Consider the following 19,167-nt stretch of genomic DNA (forward strand, 5'->3'; position numbering starts at 1 on the left):
TCGTCCTCCAGGCTTTTCTCCTAGAAGTGTAGACAACATCCTGTACCGCTTGGACCTGCGCTTTATAGCCGGAACCCTAGGTACACTCTCAAGTATTACTATATAATATACAATGTACTGCCAAAAATGTCAATATTTAAATTCAATATCTTATGCTACTAGCTTATTGTCCCATAAAGTATTTAAGATATGGAGAGTTTATAGGCACCATTAAAACTGTTTCTCCGTCTATAGATGTCTTATATGAATTTAAGGTCGTATACAATTTAAAAAACTCTACATCCTGTCCATATGAATCATTATAAATCTTAGCAGCTTCTTTTTCGCCCTCTGCAACTATCTCTTTAGCCTGTGAATTGGTTTTAGCAATTAGCTCCGCTACTTCTCTGTCTGCATTTGCCATAATCTTAGTTTTCTCTGCATCTCCCTGTGATAGGTATTCTTGAGCTTTACTTGCTCTCTCTGAAATCATCCTCTTATATACGGACTGTTCATTGCTTTGTGGTAAATCTATTCTTTTCATTTGAATATCTACTATTTCTATTCCATTTAGATTGCTTTTAAGTATAGCATTGATATTATCCTGAACTACTAAATCTATACTGCCTCTATTATTGTCAGCAGGGTTAATGATTTCACCATATTCTAGTTTACCAAGTTCATTTCTCACAGATGAGTACATAATATCACTTAGTCTGGCTTCCGCTGCATTTATTGTCTTTAAGGTTTCTAGCATCTGTACAGGATCTGTTATTTTCCATAATGTATAGTAGTCAACTAGTATTCTTTTTTTATCAAAAGTATTTATTTCTGTAGCAGGTACATCATAAAAAAGTACATGCTTTGGTAGCTTTGATACTGACTGAACAAGAGGTACTTTTATCTTAAGTCCATCTTCCTCAATTACCTTCACTATTTTTCCAAATTGTTTTATTACTGCATACTCATTTGGCTTTACTATAAATGTATTGCTCAATAGAGCAAAAGCGATAATCAGGATAGGTATATAAATGAAAAATATCTTTTTAACTATGCTTCTATTTTTAACTGCTTCCATTTAATTTACCCCCTTTTTTATTATGTCATCTATAGGTAAGTATTTTACTGTATTACCGCTATCGTCTACTATAATAACTCTTGCTTCTTTGAACGCTAGCTCTATTGCCTGTATAGTTAATCTATGTCTAGTAATGCTTGGATTATTTTTATATTCGGAATAAATAGCGTTAAATTGTGCTACATCTCCTTTAGCCTTTTCTATTACACTAATCTTTTCTCCCTCTGCCTTGCTAAGTATGGCTGATTGTTCACCTTCTACCTGATTTATCTTTTCATTTCTATATTTATTTGCTTCGTTTATTTTCGTTATTCTTTCCTCTCTAGCATCGGTTACTGATTTAAATGCAGCATCTACCTCTGATGTTGGCAAGTCTACATCCTGGAGGTTTACATTTATTATTGATATCCCCAAGTTATAATGATTAGTTAACTCAATTAGATTTTGTCTTATATCATTTATTATCTTAGTTCTACCATCTGTTAGAGCATCATCTACTGTAGAGCTTCCTATTACAGTTCTTAAGGATGAGGAGGTTGCATTGAATAATATGGTCTTTGGATCACTGGTGCTATATAAAAATGCTATAGGGTCAACGATCTTCCACTGAACCTCTAGGTCAGCTAATATGATGTTTTCATCTCCAGTTATCATCTTAGATTCCGATTCGCTTACTTGTACCTGATTCTCTCTTTCTTTGTATCCTAGTGTTAATGAGAAGGTTTCTTTTGATAGCTTATGTACATTTTGTATGGGATAAGGTAATTTAAACTTTAGTCCAGATTCTACTATATCTCCGCTTGGCCTGCCAAAGGTTGTGAGTACAGCAAATTCAGTCTGATCAACAGTATAAATGCTGGAAGTTAAAAGAAATATAACTACAACACCTATAACTACACCCCATATAATTCTATTATCTACTTTTAATTTTGGCTTCTTATTCTCATTAGGGTTAATATCAATTACATTGTCATCATAATACTTTTTCTTTCTCTGCTTTTTTACTTGTTCAACAATTAAATAAGCTGCTACTGCAACAATAACTATTAAAAACTGCATAATATTTCTCCTCCTTTTATGTAGTTATTTCTAATTATATACCCTAATCGTTAGTTTGTTAACAATTTATTCTTTTCTTTCACCTTTTTTATATAAACCCACATCTCAGTCTTATAATAATCCTGCAATTCCACCATTGAGTATGCTTTATTGTAAGGTAAGAAAGATTATTTGCTTTTAACTTTTTTAATCAATACTCTTGTTCTTATACTCTAAAAGCTTGAAAATATTTGTCCTCTAAATCTTCTAAGTGACCAAATATGTGTACTAAATCTTTTCCAAAGCTTAGCAATGAATAGGATATGGTCTTGTCCTCAACTGTTTTCTCTATAACATTTTTTTCTATAAGTACATTTAATTTTCTATTTAGCTCTGTATGACTCATATATGGAATACTTCTTAATATTTCACTATAATGCTGGTTGCCAATCTGAATAGATTTTAATATTTCAGGTACCCACCTTAATTTAATTAAATCCTGTACAATTTGAAATCCGTTTGATATTTTACTTTTCATATCATCGCTCCTTACGAACAAATTTGCGCCTTTTTGTTTCTTTTATTATATCATATAATTATATTAACAAAACAAATATAGGATAATTTCTAAATATTTAAAATATCTTAAGGAGGTATGATTATGAAGCATATTGATTTATTACAAAATTATTTAGCAAACCTAAGTATCTTAAATGTAAAACTACACAATATTCACTGGAATGTAGTAGGTGGAAAATTTATGGAAGTTCACAATTTCACAGAAGAAATCTATGATGAGTTATTTAAAAATCTAGATGAAGTAGCAGAGTTATTGAAGATGAAGAATATAATGCCTTTATCAACTATAGCTGAGTATCTAGAAAAAGCTACAGTTCAGGAAATTAAAGCTAAGGATTTTACAGTTAAAGAATCTCTAGAAGTCATCAAAAAAGATATGGAATTAATGAAAGAATTAGCAACTGATATTAGAAATACAGCAGACGAAGAAGGAGACTTTGAAACAGTTGCTATCTTCGAAGACTATGTTGCATACTATAGCAAGAACCTATGGTTTGTAAGCTCTATGCTAAAATAAGATTCTAAATCGAGTAAGAGGAAAATAATTATTTTATTTTCCTCTTTTGATTTTTTTAAAATACTAGTACTGCAAATGCCCACCAAAAAGGTCTGTTTTTTTGTCATTCTGAGACGCAGTCGAAGAATCTTATGTTTTCAATAAGCACAGCGGTATTAATAGTATGCAAATTAAAATTTAATTTTATATAAACCTTCCAATTCTCTCAACAGGAATTGGAAAGGAATTTTTCAAGCTATTATACTCTCCTTCATCTATTGAAATAATAGCACAGGTTGCTGGTCCTGCTGATCTTTCTATGTCTAATGCTATCTCATCTTCTAAACAATAGCTAAGATTATTTGTCCTTGCCATTTCTTTTAACTCATACAATATTCCTTTTGAACCTACTGGCAGTATTTCATGAATACTTGGATTATTTTTAAGCTCTAATAGGTGAGAAATGGATAAAATTTCTCTTCCCTTATCCTCTATTATTTCATTTCCTATTTTAGGAACTCCCACTACTGCCACTAGGGTATTTGCCCTAGCTTTAGGCCTGCCCCAATTCTTTTTATCTATTATCCCTATTATAGTAATACCCATGCCAGTTTGACACACTGGAAAGTTTTCTTCTGTACTGCCTGTTATTATATCGACATCAGAAAAATCTAAAGGCTCTACCACACGTTTTATTCCTTCAATTATTCTTTTCCCCGTATCATCCATCTCTACAGACAATGTGTTGACTATAGTTATAGGCTTTGCTCCAATAGCAAGTATTTCCATAAGAGCTACTTGTGCCGTAAAATAACCTACTATCTCTGGTTCTACTTTTACTATATCCTTTTCCTTATTTCCTATAGCGCCTGCAGAGTCACAGGATATAACCATAACCTGATCATCGTTTATGTCAATAATGGTTAAGTCTCTAAATTTAGAAATCTTCATAGTCATCAAGCCTCCCGTTTTATAAGAACTTCAATCACAATCAGCTATGTTAGTCTCCTTAAAAAGCCAAAATTATCTACATACTCTATTTCAGCATACCCTGCGGGAGGGCATTGAAAATGCCACATCTTATCTAGTCCTAAGTCCAAAAGATGTGTAATCATAACCTGAATAACTCCTCCGTGAGTTACTATTATGGAATCCTTGTCCTTCTCTATAAGCTTATCTAAAAAAACTTTTATTCTGTCATATAGGTCTATTAGGTTTTCTCCCTCTGGTATTCTGTAGTTCACGTAATCTTCAATCCAAGACTTCCATTCATTATCATGATTTTTTTGAATATACTGCCCTTCCTTACCATCAAATATTCCAAAGTTCATTTCCTTTAAATTATCAACTATTTGTATCTCTTTATTTATGGATGCTGAAATAGCCTTTGCTGTAGTCAAAGCCCTATTCAAAGGACTGGAATAGATTATATCTACATTTTTGTATCTTTTTAAGTTTTTTGCCGTTGCCTGTATATCCTTGTTGCCCTTTTCAGTAAGGGGAAAATCCGTCCATCCGCTGTAAATTCCCCCAATATTAGCCTCTGTCTCTCCATGTCTAACTAGTATAAATTTCATATACTCATCTCCATTTTAAATATGTGATTCATCCTTTTATGTTATAAAATTTATCAAGGCTTTTTTGTACAAGAACTAATACCTCTAAGGCTCATTTTATAATTTACAACAACTAGTTTAAACTATTGCATGAACTATTTGTCCTTCGTTTCCCGTTTTGTTGACATCAATAATTCTTTGATTTTCAGAGCCTCTAAATTTAAATGCTAGATTTCTTTTTTCAATTTCAAATTTACCATCTATTAATATGTCAGTATTATATAGAAGCTCCTTCCAATCATGATTTTCGGAGAATCTGCTTGTTATGAATTCATAAGTATAGCCCGTATACGTTACTATATTATATCCTAATTCTCTTGTAATCTTAGCTAATTTAGATAAAGCTTTTGCTTGTTCAAAAGGTTCTCCTCCACTTAATGTTATCCCGTCTAATAGAGGATTTTCTTTTATCATATTGACAATACCTTGAATATTAATCAGCTCTCCTCCCTCAAAGGAGTGAGTATGGGAATTATGGCAGCCTAAGCAGCTGTGCCTACATCCTTGAACAAAAACTACAAGGCGTATTCCTGGCCCATCTACAATTGATTCTTTGACTATACCTGCAATTCTTATTTCGTCAGACAATACTATCACTACCTTAAAATCAATTTATTATTTCATAGATAAATGCTTGACTCTATCTCTCTCCTCTGCTCTTTTTGCATTATTGAATCTGTCTAAGGTACCTACTAGATAGCCTGTGATTCTTCGGATTCTTTCAAATTTTATGCTTCCTTCCTGTCTTCCGCATCCTGGACATTGATTTTTGATTATTCCAGAATAGCCGCACACAGGATCCCTGTCCACCGGATGATTTATTGAACCATATCCTATCCCATTTTCCTTCATGGCCCTTATAATTTTTTCAAATGCCATTATATTCTCAGAAGGGTCTCCATCTAACTCAACATATGTTATATGTCCTGCATTTGTAAGTTCATGATATGGAGCTTCTATTTTTATTTTATTAAATGCGGTTGTTTCACAATAAACTGGCACATGAAAGCTATTTGTATAATAGTCCCTATCTGTAATTCCTTCTATAGTACCAAATATTTTTCTATCCATATTTACAAACCTTCCAGCAGTACCTTCTGCTGGTGTAGCAATTAGAGAAAAATTCATTTTATATTTATTTGAAGCTTCATCCATACGCTTCCTCATATGTCCAATAATATTAAGTCCAATTTTTTGTGACTCTTCAGACTCTCCATGATGTTTTCCAGTTAATGCTTTAAGACATTCTGCTAATCCTATGAAGCCTAAAGTGAGAGTCCCATGCTTTAATACCTCTCTAACTTCATCCTCCCAGCTAAGCTTATCTGAATCAATCCAAACGCCTTGTCCCATAAGGAAGGGATAATTTTTAACCTTTTTACCTGCTTGTATTTCAAATCTATCCATAAGCTGATTTATTACTAAATCTATTTTTTCATCTAGCTCACTAAAAAAACTATCCATGTTTTTATTGCTTTTTAAAGCTATTCTTGGAAGGTTAATTGTTGTAAAGCTTAAGTTTCCCCTTCCGTACACTATCTCTCTTGATGGATCATGTTCATTTGCAATTACCCTTGTTCTGCAACCCATATAAGCTATTTCAGTCTCAGGCTTACCTTCTTTGTAATACTTAAGATTAAATGGAGCATCAATAAATGAGAAGTTAGGAAATAGCCTTTTAGCACTTACTCTGCATGCAAGCTTAAATAGATCGTAGTTAATATCTCCATTATTATAATTCAAGCCTTCTTTCACCTTAAATATCTGTATAGGAAATATAGGAGTCTCTCCATTGCCAAGACCTGCCTCTGTAGCTAAAAGTATATTTTTAACTACCATTCTTCCCTCTAAGGATGTATCTGTACCATAGTTAATAGAACTAAATGGCACCTGTGCTCCTGCTCTGCTGTGCATAGTATTTAAATTGTGTATAAAAGCCTCCATAGCTTGATATGTACTTCTATCTGTTTGAGTATAGGCTCTACTTCTTGCAAACTCTTGAGCTTTTTTTACTAATTCCATATCTTGAAAATGGCTTAATAGAAGCTTTTCTTCAATCTTAATATACTCTTCCTCTAGCTTTAAATTAGGCACAAGATTGTATTCCTTCTCAATTGCATTTACGATATTGTCTACTATTATTCCAGCCTCTTTATTATCTGTAAGCAGCTCTATAGCACTAGATAGATTTTTAATATAGTGTTTCTTATAAGTCTTTTTAACTCCAGGAGCCATTCCATAGTCAAAATTTGGAATACTTTGACCTCCGTGCTGATCATTCTGATTTGACTGTATTGCTATACAAGCAAGGGCAGAATAGCTTTGAATATCATTTGGCTCTCTTAAATGACCATGCCCTGTACTGAATCCATTTCTAAAAAGTTTTTCAATGTCAATTTGACAGCAGGTAGTTGTAAGAGTTAAAAAATCAAGATCATGTATATGTATATCTCCTTCTTTATGGCTCTTGGAATACTCTGGCTTTAATATAAACATATTGTAAAACTGTTTTGCACCTTCCGAGCCATATTTAAGCATAGTTCCCATTGCTGTATCTCCATCAATATTTGCATTTTCACGTTTTACATCATTATCTTCCGCTTCTTTAAAGGTTAGATCCTGATATATTTTCATAATCTTAGTGTTCATTTCTCTCAATCTAGTTCTCTCTGCCCTATAAAGTATATACGCCTTAGCAGTTTCAATCCATTCGTTTTCTATAAGAATCTTCTCAACTATATCCTGTATCATCTCGACTGATGGATTTACATTAATCATTTCCTTTTCAATATAATCCACTGTTTTTTCTGCTAACATAAATGCAGCATCATAATCCTTTATCCCCACAGAGCTTGAAGCCTTGAATATTGCATTTGCTATTTTTTCAATATTAAATGGAACTTCTCGCCCATCTCTTTTAATTATTTTAGTAATCACTTTACTTTCCTCCTCAAAATTGCACATAAGCTATTCTATTGTGTTAGTTAAGTTAATATATATTTTCCTGCATGTAAATGATAGTGTTAAAAATAATATAAAATCTACATTGTTCTATATATGGTATATAAATTTTAACACATACCATATATAGAGGTCAATGGATAGTTTTTAAATATAAATAGCTAATTTATTAGGTTCATGATTATGAATTGAAATTAAATCCTTCTCCTAATATTTCTCAATAAAATAACTCAGCAAGGATTTGCTGAGTTTATTACTCATGGTTATTGCACAATAAAAAAACATTCTTATAGAATAAAGGTTTTTATTTAACTATTTTTAAAACTCTTCATATTTCTGTAACATCTTATTTATCTAGGCTGCCTTGAATTTCAAATATACCTATTGTTTTCTTTCTAGGAATTATGTATGGGTATTCCTTTTCATCTTCACCTGTTTTAACTATCCGTTTAGATAGGAAAAATTCTAAATCCTCTTGACTAATTTCTGGCGAATAGGTTCTAACAAATCTTTGGGCATCTTCTATGGATATAAAGGGTTGACCAAATTTCAGCAAAGCCTTATCAAGGCAATAAGGTATTCCTTTGTCAATTAATTCTTTTTCAACCTTGTCATATGTATTTTTTTTAAATGTTCTATACTTTCTAGGGAATAGTTCCTCTTCATTGTCTTTTCCTACAACAGCAATAAGCTTCTTACAATTAGGAAGAAATCTTTCTATATTACGACTTCCAAAAAAACTTATAAAAATGACATCCCAGCTTTCTTCAATATCCTCACAGTCCATTAAACGTGGTTCAATATTTGTAATTTTTCTTAATTTCATATTTTTCTTTAAAGCATGGATGGCTTCATTGTTGATATCTATACAAGTAATGCTTTCAATGTGTTTACTAAGCTCCAAATCCACAAGACCTAAGCCGCAGCCTATATCACAAAAAGTAGAGTAGCCTTCTAATTTAGGTGCAATTAATTCAGCAACCTTTTTATTATAACCTGTATAAAAATTAGCATCTTGATACCATCTAATGGTATCTGAATTCCAATTAAAATTCATTTTGAATCTCACCCCATTATTTTCAAAGCGGTAAAAAGATATATCTATACCCTTTTACCGCCTGTTATGCAATTATATTTCAAATTTTTATTTTGAATTCTTTATTAAATCATTGTATTGATCTTCTGATAATTCGCAATGGTAGAATAGCTTATAATATTTGGCTGTTTCTTCATATAGATTGTATTGAGCTACTTCTGGATACAGTAGTTGAGTTATCCAAATCATACCCATATAGCGATTAACAGATGGAGGAGTTCCCATCCAATTGTATGGACCCATAGGAACTTCAAAGTATTTGTTGTTTTTAATAGCTTTAAGCTCCTGCCATGCTTTATCTTCAGCTACACCACTATAGTAGCTCCCTGGTGCAAAAATTATAACCTCAGGATCCCATAAAATAATCTGTTCCATGTCTACAGGATTTCCAGAGCCTTTACTTGAAATATCATCTACTACAGCTACATTGTTGCTTACCTGATCTATAATCTCTGCATGGAAAGAATCCTTAGCAAGCACACTAAGCCCATCTTCGCCTACACTATATATTAGGTTAACTTTTCCAGCCTCGCCAACCTTTTTCATTACTTCTTGTGTATTATTATAGATTTCTTCACAATACTGAGCTAATACTTCAGCTTCTTTTTCTCTTCCTAGAAGATCTCCTAGCATTCTGTAGGCTTTTCCCATGGATTCTGTTGTTGCTTCAATATGTACAGTAGGTATACCAACTTGCTCTGCAATACCGTCCATATCTTCAGCTATAGATGACTTTGATTCACCAATGTCAATAATTACTTGCGGATCAGCTTTAGCTACCTCTTCAAGATTTAAATCTCCCTTACCATAAAACTGTCCTAATACAGGAAGATTATAGTATTCCTTGTCTATATACTGTTCAGCTACAGAGCCCCATTCACCTGAAAGCCCTACAAGCATATCTGGCGCTAAAGCGAAAATCACTATTTGAGCAAGCGAACCAGAAGCTGCAATTCGTGTTATATCGGCAGGAACTTCTACTTCACGTCCTGCAGAATCAGTGAAAATTAAGGTTTTATTCTCATCTTCAGGTTTTTTTTCAGGCTCATCTGAGACTTTATTTACTGGTTCTGTATCAGGTGTTACTTCTGCTCCATTATTACTGCAAGCAGTTATCATGGACATAAATAAACAAACTACAATTAGTAATGAAATAATTTTTTTACTCATTTCCTCTCTCCTTTTATTGTTTTATATATTTTTATATTATAAGTAAGAGCAGCTAATAATTGGCCATATTGGTAATTACGCTTTTAGGAATAGATACTCTTACCTTATCACCATATAAACTCTGGATTTCTACCTCTGTTCCATAGAGATTGTAAATCAAATCATTGGTATAGACATCATGTGGTAAACCCCAAGCAAGGATCTTTCCATTCTTCATAGCAATTACGGTATCTGAAAATAAAAATGTCTGATCAGGATTATGCGTAGATTGTATGACAATATATCCTTCTTTCACCAAGGACTTCATCTGTGTCAGAACTCTAACTTGATTTCCAAAATCCAAGTTTGCTGCAGGCTCATCTAAAATAAGAATCTTAGCCTCCTGAACTAAAGCACGTGCTAACAAGACTAATTGCCGTTCACCACCGCTTATCTGAGTATATCCTCTGTTTCTTAAATGATATATCCCAAGCCTATCAAGAGCTGATTCCACAAGCTTTACTTGTTTTTTCCCAGGACTTGAAATACTGGATACTTGAACAGTAGTCCCCATGAGAACCATATCAAATACACTAAAGTTGAAGGCTGGATAATGGGACTGAGGAATATATGCTATTAATTTTGCCATTTCTTTTACACTAATTTTTTTAATGTCTATTCCATTCAATAGAATCTGACCCTTATAGCCTTTTAGCAAGCCTAACATACAACGAAATAATGTGCTTTTCCCCACACCATTTGGTCCTAAGATTGATAACAATTGACTATCCTTAGCTGCAAAATTGATATTATTGAGAATAGGTCTATCCCCATAGCTAAAACTGAGGTCTAATACTTCAATACTCATTAAGCCTCCTCCTTTCTTGTAATCAGGTAAATGAAGAAAGGAGCTCCGATAAATGAAGTGAGTATACCTAAAGGTATCTCCGTAGCAAGTAAATTTCTTGATACATTATCTACCATCAATAGAAAAATCGAACCAAATAACATGGATATAGGCATGAGATGCCTGTAATTATTGCCCACAAGCTTTCTAGACAGATGAGGAATTACTAGCCCTACCCAGCCAATCATACCGCTTACTGACACGCTAGATGCTGTAATGAGGGTAGAACAGATGATTACAATCAATCTAACTCGATTTGAATTTACCCCCATGGTCTTCGCTTCATCGTCTCCCATTGTGAGAATATTCATTCTCCATCTTAGAAGAAGTAAAGGAATAAGACCTACAGCCATAGGAATAATTACGAACTTTATGTCGTTAATCTTAGCTCCATTTAAACTTCCCATAAGCCAATAAGTTATTGCAGGAAGCTGATCATTAGGATCTGCAACCAGCTTAATAAATGATGTTCCCGCAGAAAAAATCGAGCTGACCATAATACCAGACAGGATTAAGCCCAGTATAGTATTTCCCTTAGCTCTTTTGCTGATTATATATACTAAAGCAACTGTTAATATACTGAACAGAAAAGCGCTTATAGTGATGGTATAGCTGCTTCCATGATTCAAAATTGCAAGTGCTGCACCAAAAGCAGCACCTGCTGATGCACCTAAAATCTCCGGCGCTGCCATTGGGTTTTGGAAAACCCCTTGATATGCCGCTCCAGAAGCGGACAAGCAACAGCCAACCAAACAAGACAAAATGATACGAGGTAAACGTATATTGAATAAAATAGTTTCTACTCTATTAGTCCAAAATTGTTCTATTGGATAAATTCTTGATATCAAAATTCCAAGTAGTTCTTTAATATGTATAGGATATCTGCCAAGTCTAAAGGAAAAAATAATTGCAATAACTAAAAGAACTCCAAGACTAATGACTACTAGGTTATTCCTATTATACTGCTTCATTTCTTACTCCTTTCCACACAAAAACTAAACTTCAATCTGCTCCAGCGCCTAATTTTAACAGGTATAATCAGCAGTATATTTACGACTTGAAGTTACTTCTAATTGTTTTGTGTATTTCATGAAAAATGATTGAAACAAATCCTATTAAATGCATAATGCTTCAAATTTTGCTATTTGAAAATGCTCTCTCTTAATATGAAATGTATCATTATATTTCATATAATATAACGGGTTTTATAATGTGTCCGTTATGTTTATAGCAGTATAACGGACGCTTAAGAAAAAGGCTTAGTTTCCTTCGCCTTTCGCTTAATTCATTATGTTAATTATTTCATTAACAGAAATAACTAAATTTCATAACTTTATTATATAGGACAGCCTATGCTAAGTCAATAATAATTCTTGTTTTGCAGCTCTTTGATAATAGATATCAGAATTATAGACATAGCTTTACACTTACTTTTTCATTTCTTAATAAATACAGCAAGTCCTCTAAGTAAAGATAGAATTAAATCTTTTCCTCTATACTTCCCTCTATTTGAAAATATACCTTTCTAAGCTCCTCCAGCTGTTCCTTTGTAGCAGCCCAATATCCTCTTTCTTTAGCCTCTAGCATTCTTTCTAGTATATCTAAATATGCCCATCTGTTGTTTTCCTTCATTTTCTCACGCATATTTTCATTTGATATATAAGTAGAATGCAAGCTGTCGAATATCCAGCTTTTTACTTCATTTGTAGTAGATGAAAGCCCTATTAGATTTTCAAATATCTTCTCTATCTTTTGAACACCATGATATTTATTTTGCAGCATGCCTTCTATCCATTTAGGATTTAGCAGTCTAGTCCTTACTCCACGTTCTATAGATTTCTCCACACTATCAGTTTCTATCTTCTCTCCAGTAGTATCATTGATATATATCTTAGCCTTTTCTTCCTTAGATACTTCAACTGCCTTAGCCAGACCTCCAAAATGTCCATAAAAATCATCTAAGTCTGTAACCTCATATCCGTGGTAGCTCCTTATTTGAGATACTATATCTACTTTAGACAGCATGTCTTCAAATAAGCCTTCCACATTTTTTCCTCTATAATTTCTTGTATATACATTCCCTGTATTTTGTATGAACAGCTCTCCTATTTGTTCTTCCATATTCCAGTTCTTAGTTTCTATTAGCTTAGTTACTCCATTACCATATTCTCCTTCTCTAGGTCCAAATAACCTAGCATATGATAATTCCCCCGCTTCTTCCCTTGTATAACCTTGGTCAATAAGTTTTTCATAGACCTTTTTACTATTAGCCTTAAAATAATTCAATTCATCAGACTCATCTAATAGATAAATGTCTCTAAATATATTATTGAGCTCATCAACCATATTAGGAAACATATCTCTAAAAAAGCCAGACATATCAATGGTTATATCTATTCTAGGCCTGCCTAGCTCCTCAATAGGAATAATTTCATATTGAAAACTGAACTGACTTTTGTTTTTTAGTATTCGTACCCCTAAATAGCTTAATATCTGTCCTAGAGTTTCTCCTTGTGTTCTGGATGTTTCTATTCCCCACAGCACAATAGCTACATTATTAGGATAAGTATCAGTTTCTTGCACATATTTTTCTATGGTGTTTTCTGCTATTCTCCATCCTCTTTCACAGGCAACCTCAGTAGGAACTGAATGAGGATCAAACTGATACAAGTTATATCCTGTAGGAAGCACTTCTGGATTTCTAAATACATCTCCACAAAGCTTCGCCGGTATATATTCACCACTTAAGACTTTTAACAAGCCATTCATTTCATTACACTGCTTAGCATTTTCCATACACTTTTTTCCGTACTCTAATGTGTCAAGATATACGCTGCTTACATTTTTGCCTTCTAAAAATTCATCTACTATTTCAGAAGCCCTTTCGTCTAATCTTTGCAGTATATCAACCTTATTCGCTTGTAAAAGCTTATCATAGTCTAATCCTTCATTTTCGCATATTGCCCTTTTTAAGGATTTGACCTCTGATCTGTCATACCTTAATATGAACTTCATATACTCTACTGCTTCCATATCTGAATACCCTTTTCCAAAGGTATGAAGTCCATAGGGCACTAAGGCTCTTTTCATTCTATAGAGTTCATTTTCTAAAGTATCTAAGTCTTCTAACTCAATGTTTATCTCTCTTGCCTTCTCTTCTATTTTGCTGAATATTTTATCACATTTAGTAGGATCAGTTTGTTCTGCACTGTGATATTCATTTATCAATGACTCTACTAGGAGCAAATCTCCATACAATTCTCCTTGAACAAATTGAGGTGGCTGATAGCTTATCAGTACTGCATGAGATCTTCTCTTTGCTATTGAAGATTCTGCTGGGTTAGTACAGTTGTATATATATGCGTGGGGAATATCATGTACAAGCATATCTGGATAACAGCCAGCAGACATACCACATTCTTTCCCCTTTAAAAACTCAAGAGTTCCATGGGTTCCCACATGAATCATTATATCAGCATTAAACTCTTCCTTTAGCCATTTATAGTAGGCTTGATACTGATGATGAGGTGTAAGTGCCTTATCATGATATGCTTTTTCTGGATTCTCATGTACTCCTCTAGTAGGCTGTAAACCTATGAATACATTCTGAAACACTTTTCCCGGAATTAAAAAATCAGCTTCTTTTGTCATTATGCTTCCAGGTGCTTCTCCCCACTGGTTACAGGTTTCTTTATAGGATAATGTACCTTCCTTTTCTTCTATATACTCTTTTGAATCATACTTAATCATATGATCACTTAGCTGGTCCTCTCCCCATCTTCCTGAGTTTACTATTTTTCCAGCAGTGAAGTAGTCCATTAGCTCTTCTTTGCTCAGAGCATCTACACTGTAGCCTTCTTTTTTTAATGTACTGAGTATATTCTCTACGGACTCAAAGGTATTTAAAAATGCTCCACCAAATATATTGCCTTCTGATGGAGGATAATTATAGCATATGATAGCTACTTTTTTAGCCTTATTTTCTTTATACCTTAGCTGAATCCATTTCTTTATCCTATTTATTAGTTTTTCAACCCTATCCTCAATTATATCTACTTCTATTAGCTCAATCTTGAATTCTTCATTCCATATATGGTCAGTAATTGCTCCTACAGGATAGGTTTCTATTGAACCATCTAGCTCTGGCAGCATTACAGTAGTTAAAAATTCAGCGGTACTAATTCCTCTTTCTGATTCCAGCCATTCTGAAGCTTGTCTTTTAGGCATAAAAAAAGGATGAAGACATGGAGCGTTTATCTTAGTCAATAGCTCCATGGATTGTTGTGCATCTTCTCCCATAGGTCCTGATCCTAATCTAAATGACATAAAGTTCAATATCAAATCCGTCTTTGGAGATTTAGGAGAAAGCAGTATATCTTCAATTTCCTTTAGATGTCTTCTCCCATAAGACATAAATGCTATGGGAATCACATTTGCAAATTCAGATATTCTACTAGATATTTTACCTATGGCACTTTGTACTCTATTAGGCGCACTGTTGCCATAATAGAACATAACCACAGTAGGCTTACTATAATCTATATATCCAGAAGCTATATACTCATCTATATTTGAAAATCTCTCCATGTTCATAGGATTACATATTGATATTGGATTATACTGACTAGGCTCTTTAGGCTCTGGAAGATTTCCATAGCCACCATAGTCTCTTAATATTAAATGCAGCATATTGGTTATCTCCTCTATGCCTGCATTCTTCCAATGCCTTCCTATATTCACATAGTTTATAATATCCTTATGCTTTCTAGATAAGGTATCTCTATCTATAAGCTCTATTTCCTTCGCTATGCTGAGAACTTCATCTGTAAGCAATTTTTTATCAGACTTATTTACTCGGCTTGTAATCTCATTTACAGTAAATTCTCCTAGTCTTGAAATTGAACTTAAATTATTTCTTCCTAAATTTCCTATAATAACTGTATTACAATCAGCAGATTTACAAGCCTTAAAGCAAGTTTTTCCCACTGCCTCTCCGCTTCCCATTAAGTCAAGTATTATAAAATCTCCCTCTAATATAGCTTTTTCTATTTCTTTTAAATCATTATCTTCTGTTTTTCTTCCAACGTAGAAAAGCTTTAATTCTAAAATATCTCCATATTTTTCTGTCAAAATACTTTTAGTCTCTATAATATCTGCTATAACAGGGTTAGATACACTTACTACGACTAATTTAAGCATGTTAGTCACCTCCATATTATCTGGCATAATGCTGGCTCATTTTGTTACTCAACAGAAATCACTTATTCTAAAATGGACTTTCCATATTAATTATGACAATAAATTAACTCTATGTGCTAGTTAATATAAATTGCATTGTAAATGGTTTGTTAGCTAAGCAGTGTCAAATGCCTTACAGAATCATATATTGCCTTATCACTTAAATCCTCTATGCTCAAATAATGTCCTCCTAATCTCATAGAAAGCTCTTTTAATGTCCCAAATTTTAAAAATCCACTTTCTGTATCTAATACTAGAGATTTAATTTCTTTTTCCCTGATTTTCTCTGCAATTTTAAAGCATTCCAGTAAAGGATCTTCTCCTGTCAAAGATACATTTGCTCTTCCATCTGATATGACTACAAGCAATGGTATCATATCCCTGTCCTTTATCCACTGACTCTTTATTTGGTTATATGCTGTAGTCATGCCAGCTGAAAGGGGTGTCTTCCCTCCAGAGGGCAATTCACTTAAGTGTTTTTTTGCTAACTCTACACTTCTAGTAGTCTGTAGCAAAACCTCTGCAGATTCTTTTCTAAAGGCTATTAGTGATACCTTGTCCCTTTTTTCATAAGCATCTGTTAATAGCGACATTATGGCTCCCTTTACTGCCTTCATTCTTTTTTTGGCAGAGATAGACCCACTGGCATCTACTAGGAAAAATATAGTTGCCCCAGTTCTTTTTTCTCGTATTTTTTCTCTTAAATCACTTTTGTCTATGGCTATGGCAACTCCGTTTTTTTCTCTATACTTTTGATAAGGCGCCGCCGCTCTTAGAGTTCCGTCTAAAGCTATATCTTTTATTTCGCTATTTTTAGGCATGTATCTTATATATCTGCCCTGCTTTGAATCAGTTTTTGTTACGCTCCTCTTTCCAGAACCCTTTCTTATTTTTCTATCTCTGCTTCTAAACTGTATATTTTTGGTCTTAAATGTATGTCCAATATCTTCTATCACTTCTATATCTGAAGACAATGCAGTAGAATCCAAATCATCAAAGTCATTTAAGCTGTCTTCTATGTCTTTTTCGGCCTCCTTATCTTTATTTTCATTTTTCTCATCATTATTACTATTTTCCTGATTATTTGCATCATCTTTGTTTTCTTCTCTATCCCTTGGCTTTTTCCTCATTCTATGGGGCAATACATAGCCAAATGCCTCTTTTATATCCTCTATATTAGCCTCTATTCTATTATCTAATGCTGCTATTGCCTTTACAGCTTCCACAGCTATTATTTCAGTTCTATTTCCCTCACAGCCACATTCATCCAAAGTACTGATAATAGTATTCAGCAGCTCCTTAGATATCTTAATTTGATTTATAAGCTTTTTCCCATTTTCTATTTTGTCCTTTAATGCTATGCATTCCTTAAGCCATTGCTCATGAAAATTTTCTTTATCCCCTTCATATAATAATCTTCTTCGAATGATTTCTTTTCTGTTTTCTAAATTCATTTCTCCTTCTACAGATACAAATAATCCGAACTTATCTAAAAATATGGACTTCAAGCTTCCTTCCTCAGGATTCATAGTTCCTATAAGCACAAATCTGGAGCTATGCTTATAGGAAATTCCTTCTCTTTCAATATTATTAAAGCCTGAAGAGGACACCTGCAATATAGTATTTATAATGCTATCACCTAATAAATTCACTTCATCAATATAGAGTATATTTCCATCAGCTTTTTTAAGTATCCCTTCATCAAGTTCCTTATTCCCAAATAATATTGCCTTTTCTAAATCTATACTGCCTATTAGCCTGTCTTCGGTAATATTTAAAGGTAAATCTATAATATCAACGGAATTAAATATAGATGGTATAGACCTGACTATAGTACTTTTACCTGTACCTTTTTCCCCACTTATGAGTACTCCACCGATTCTAGGATTCACTAAATTTAGCAATATGGCTTTCTTTAATTTTTCCTGACCTACTATTGCAGTAAAAGGATATATGGTCCTGTTCAATTTCAAGCCTCCTATTAGTTTTCCAGCAGCTCATGAATAACTGTAATATCTAAATTTCCTTCTTCAAAGGGTCTTTTCCTCATTCTATGTGGTATTACAAATTTCAGAGCTTCGGCTAAATCCTCTTTAGTTACTATTGTTCTGCCATTGAAAGCAGCTATTGTAGCAGCAGTCTTAATAGCAGTTATATCTCCTCTATGTCCGTCTAAATCAAGCTTTATGCATATTCCAACTGTAGCCTCTAATATATCATCTCCATATGTTACCTGTGACAATATATTCTTAGCGCTGATTATCTTTCCTGCAAGCTCATTATTTTCTCTCTCAAAGCTCTTTATGAAAGCTTCTGGGTCATTTTCGTAGCGCATACGTCTATTTATTACTTCTATTCTATTTTCATTGTTCTTTTCTCCAATTACATCTACAACAAGTCCAAATCTATCTATGAGCTGTGGCCTAATATCTCCCTCTTCTGGATTCATAGTTCCCACAAGTATAAACCTAGATGGGTGAGCATAAGATATGCCTTCTCTTTCTATGTTATTGACTCCCATAGCAGCAGCGTCCAACAGTATATCTACTATATGATCCTCTAAAAGATTTATTTCATCTATATAGAGAATATTTCTGTTAGCAAATGCAAGTATTCCAGGCTCAAACTTTTTTTCGCCTCTTTTTATAGCCGTCTGTATATCTAATGTTCCTGCAACTCTATCCTCTGTAGCATTTATAGGCAACTCTATTACTTTCATTTTTCCTTCTCTTGCCTCAAGCCTTTCACCGGCATTTACTTTGCTTCTGCATTCTTCGCACATTTTGCTCAAATCTAATGGATCACAGCTAAGTATACAATTCTCTACCTCTTCTCTCCTAGGTAAAAGGTCTACAATAGATCTAACAGCTGTAGATTTACCAGTTCCTTTTTCGCCTCTAATGAGAACTCCACCTATTGACGGGTTAATTATATTAAGAATCAACGCTTTTTTCATATCTTCTTGACCAACTATTGCAGTAAATGGGTAATTTTTTATGCTTTCTGTATTCAGATTAATCACGCCCCTTT

The 19,167-nt window shown here is 33.5% G+C and carries 15 protein-coding genes; 1 reads left to right on the forward strand and 14 read right to left on the reverse strand.

Annotated elements, in window-relative coordinates; all coding sequences use genetic code 11:
- Window positions 1-163 precede the first annotated feature (163 nt).
- The 3 genes from hflC to QO263_RS17040 all read right to left on the reverse strand — a co-directional run bounded on the left by hflC (window position 164) and on the right by QO263_RS17040 (window position 2,633).
- Complete coding sequence (hflC, locus tag QO263_RS17030) at window positions 164-1,057, reverse strand: protease modulator HflC (protein WP_285624060.1); 894 nt, start codon at window positions 1,055-1,057, stop codon at window positions 164-166.
- Window positions 1,058-2,116, reverse strand: coding sequence for an FtsH protease activity modulator HflK (gene hflK / locus QO263_RS17035; RefSeq protein WP_285624062.1), 1,059 nt, complete (start codon window positions 2,114-2,116; stop codon window positions 1,058-1,060).
- Window positions 2,117-2,321: 205 nt separating this feature from the next.
- On the reverse strand, window positions 2,322-2,633 hold the full coding sequence (locus tag QO263_RS17040; protein WP_285624063.1) for a winged helix-turn-helix transcriptional regulator: 312 nt from the start codon (window positions 2,631-2,633) through the stop codon (window positions 2,322-2,324).
- A gap of 123 nt (window positions 2,634-2,756) precedes the next feature.
- Between QO263_RS17040 and QO263_RS17045 the strand changes: the two genes are divergently transcribed.
- Window positions 2,757-3,191: a Dps family protein gene (locus QO263_RS17045; RefSeq protein ID WP_285624066.1), complete on the forward strand. Its 435-nt coding sequence runs from the start codon at window positions 2,757-2,759 to the stop codon at window positions 3,189-3,191.
- A gap of 183 nt (window positions 3,192-3,374) precedes the next feature.
- On the opposite strand, the gene QO263_RS17050 is transcribed toward QO263_RS17045, so the two are convergent.
- The 11 genes from QO263_RS17050 to QO263_RS17100 all read right to left on the reverse strand — a co-directional run bounded on the left by QO263_RS17050 (window position 3,375) and on the right by QO263_RS17100 (window position 19,159).
- On the reverse strand, window positions 3,375-4,121 hold the full coding sequence (locus tag QO263_RS17050; protein ID WP_285624068.1) for an AIR synthase related protein: 747 nt from the start codon (window positions 4,119-4,121) through the stop codon (window positions 3,375-3,377).
- Between the two features lie 44 nt (window positions 4,122-4,165).
- The gene (locus tag QO263_RS17055) at window positions 4,166-4,747 is read right to left on the reverse strand and encodes a histidine phosphatase family protein (protein ID WP_285624070.1); all 582 of its coding nucleotides are present in this window, start codon (window positions 4,745-4,747) and stop codon (window positions 4,166-4,168) included.
- 117 nt (window positions 4,748-4,864) lie between these two features.
- Window positions 4,865-5,374, reverse strand: coding sequence for an anaerobic ribonucleoside-triphosphate reductase activating protein (nrdG, locus tag QO263_RS17060; RefSeq protein WP_285624072.1), 510 nt, complete (start codon window positions 5,372-5,374; stop codon window positions 4,865-4,867).
- 27 nt (window positions 5,375-5,401) lie between these two features.
- Entirely contained in the window at window positions 5,402-7,723 is a 2,322-nt protein-coding gene (locus tag QO263_RS17065; protein ID WP_285624074.1) for an anaerobic ribonucleoside triphosphate reductase, read from the reverse strand.
- A 370-nt stretch (window positions 7,724-8,093) separates the two neighbouring features.
- Window positions 8,094-8,804, reverse strand: a complete 711-nt coding sequence (locus QO263_RS17070) for a class I SAM-dependent methyltransferase (protein WP_285624077.1) — start codon at window positions 8,802-8,804, stop codon at window positions 8,094-8,096.
- A gap of 87 nt (window positions 8,805-8,891) precedes the next feature.
- Entirely contained in the window at window positions 8,892-10,013 is a 1,122-nt protein-coding gene (locus QO263_RS17075; protein ID WP_285624079.1) for an ABC transporter substrate-binding protein, read from the reverse strand.
- 52 nt (window positions 10,014-10,065) lie between these two features.
- Window positions 10,066-10,860: an ABC transporter ATP-binding protein gene (locus QO263_RS17080; protein WP_285624082.1), complete on the reverse strand. Its 795-nt coding sequence runs from the start codon at window positions 10,858-10,860 to the stop codon at window positions 10,066-10,068.
- The gene (locus QO263_RS17085) at window positions 10,860-11,870 is read right to left on the reverse strand and encodes a FecCD family ABC transporter permease (protein ID WP_285624084.1); all 1,011 of its coding nucleotides are present in this window, start codon (window positions 11,868-11,870) and stop codon (window positions 10,860-10,862) included. Before QO263_RS17085 ends, QO263_RS17080 begins: the two co-directional genes overlap by 1 nt.
- Before the next feature lie 508 nt (window positions 11,871-12,378).
- Window positions 12,379-16,098 carry a magnesium chelatase subunit H gene (gene bchH / locus QO263_RS17090; RefSeq protein WP_285624086.1) on the reverse strand — a complete coding sequence of 1,240 codons (3,720 nt, stop codon included), beginning with the start codon at window positions 16,096-16,098 and terminating at the stop codon, window positions 12,379-12,381.
- Between the two features lie 149 nt (window positions 16,099-16,247).
- Window positions 16,248-18,104, reverse strand: a complete 1,857-nt coding sequence (locus QO263_RS17095; protein ID WP_285624088.1) for a magnesium chelatase subunit D family protein — start codon at window positions 18,102-18,104, stop codon at window positions 16,248-16,250.
- A gap of 14 nt (window positions 18,105-18,118) precedes the next feature.
- A complete protein-coding gene (locus QO263_RS17100) occupies window positions 18,119-19,159 on the reverse strand; it encodes a magnesium chelatase ATPase subunit I (protein WP_285624090.1) in 1,041 nt (346 codons plus the stop codon).
- Window positions 19,160-19,167: the final 8 nt, after the last annotated feature.

Source organism: Proteiniborus sp. MB09-C3 (assembly GCF_030263895.1).
GTDB lineage: Bacteria > Bacillota > Clostridia > Tissierellales > Proteiniboraceae > Proteiniborus.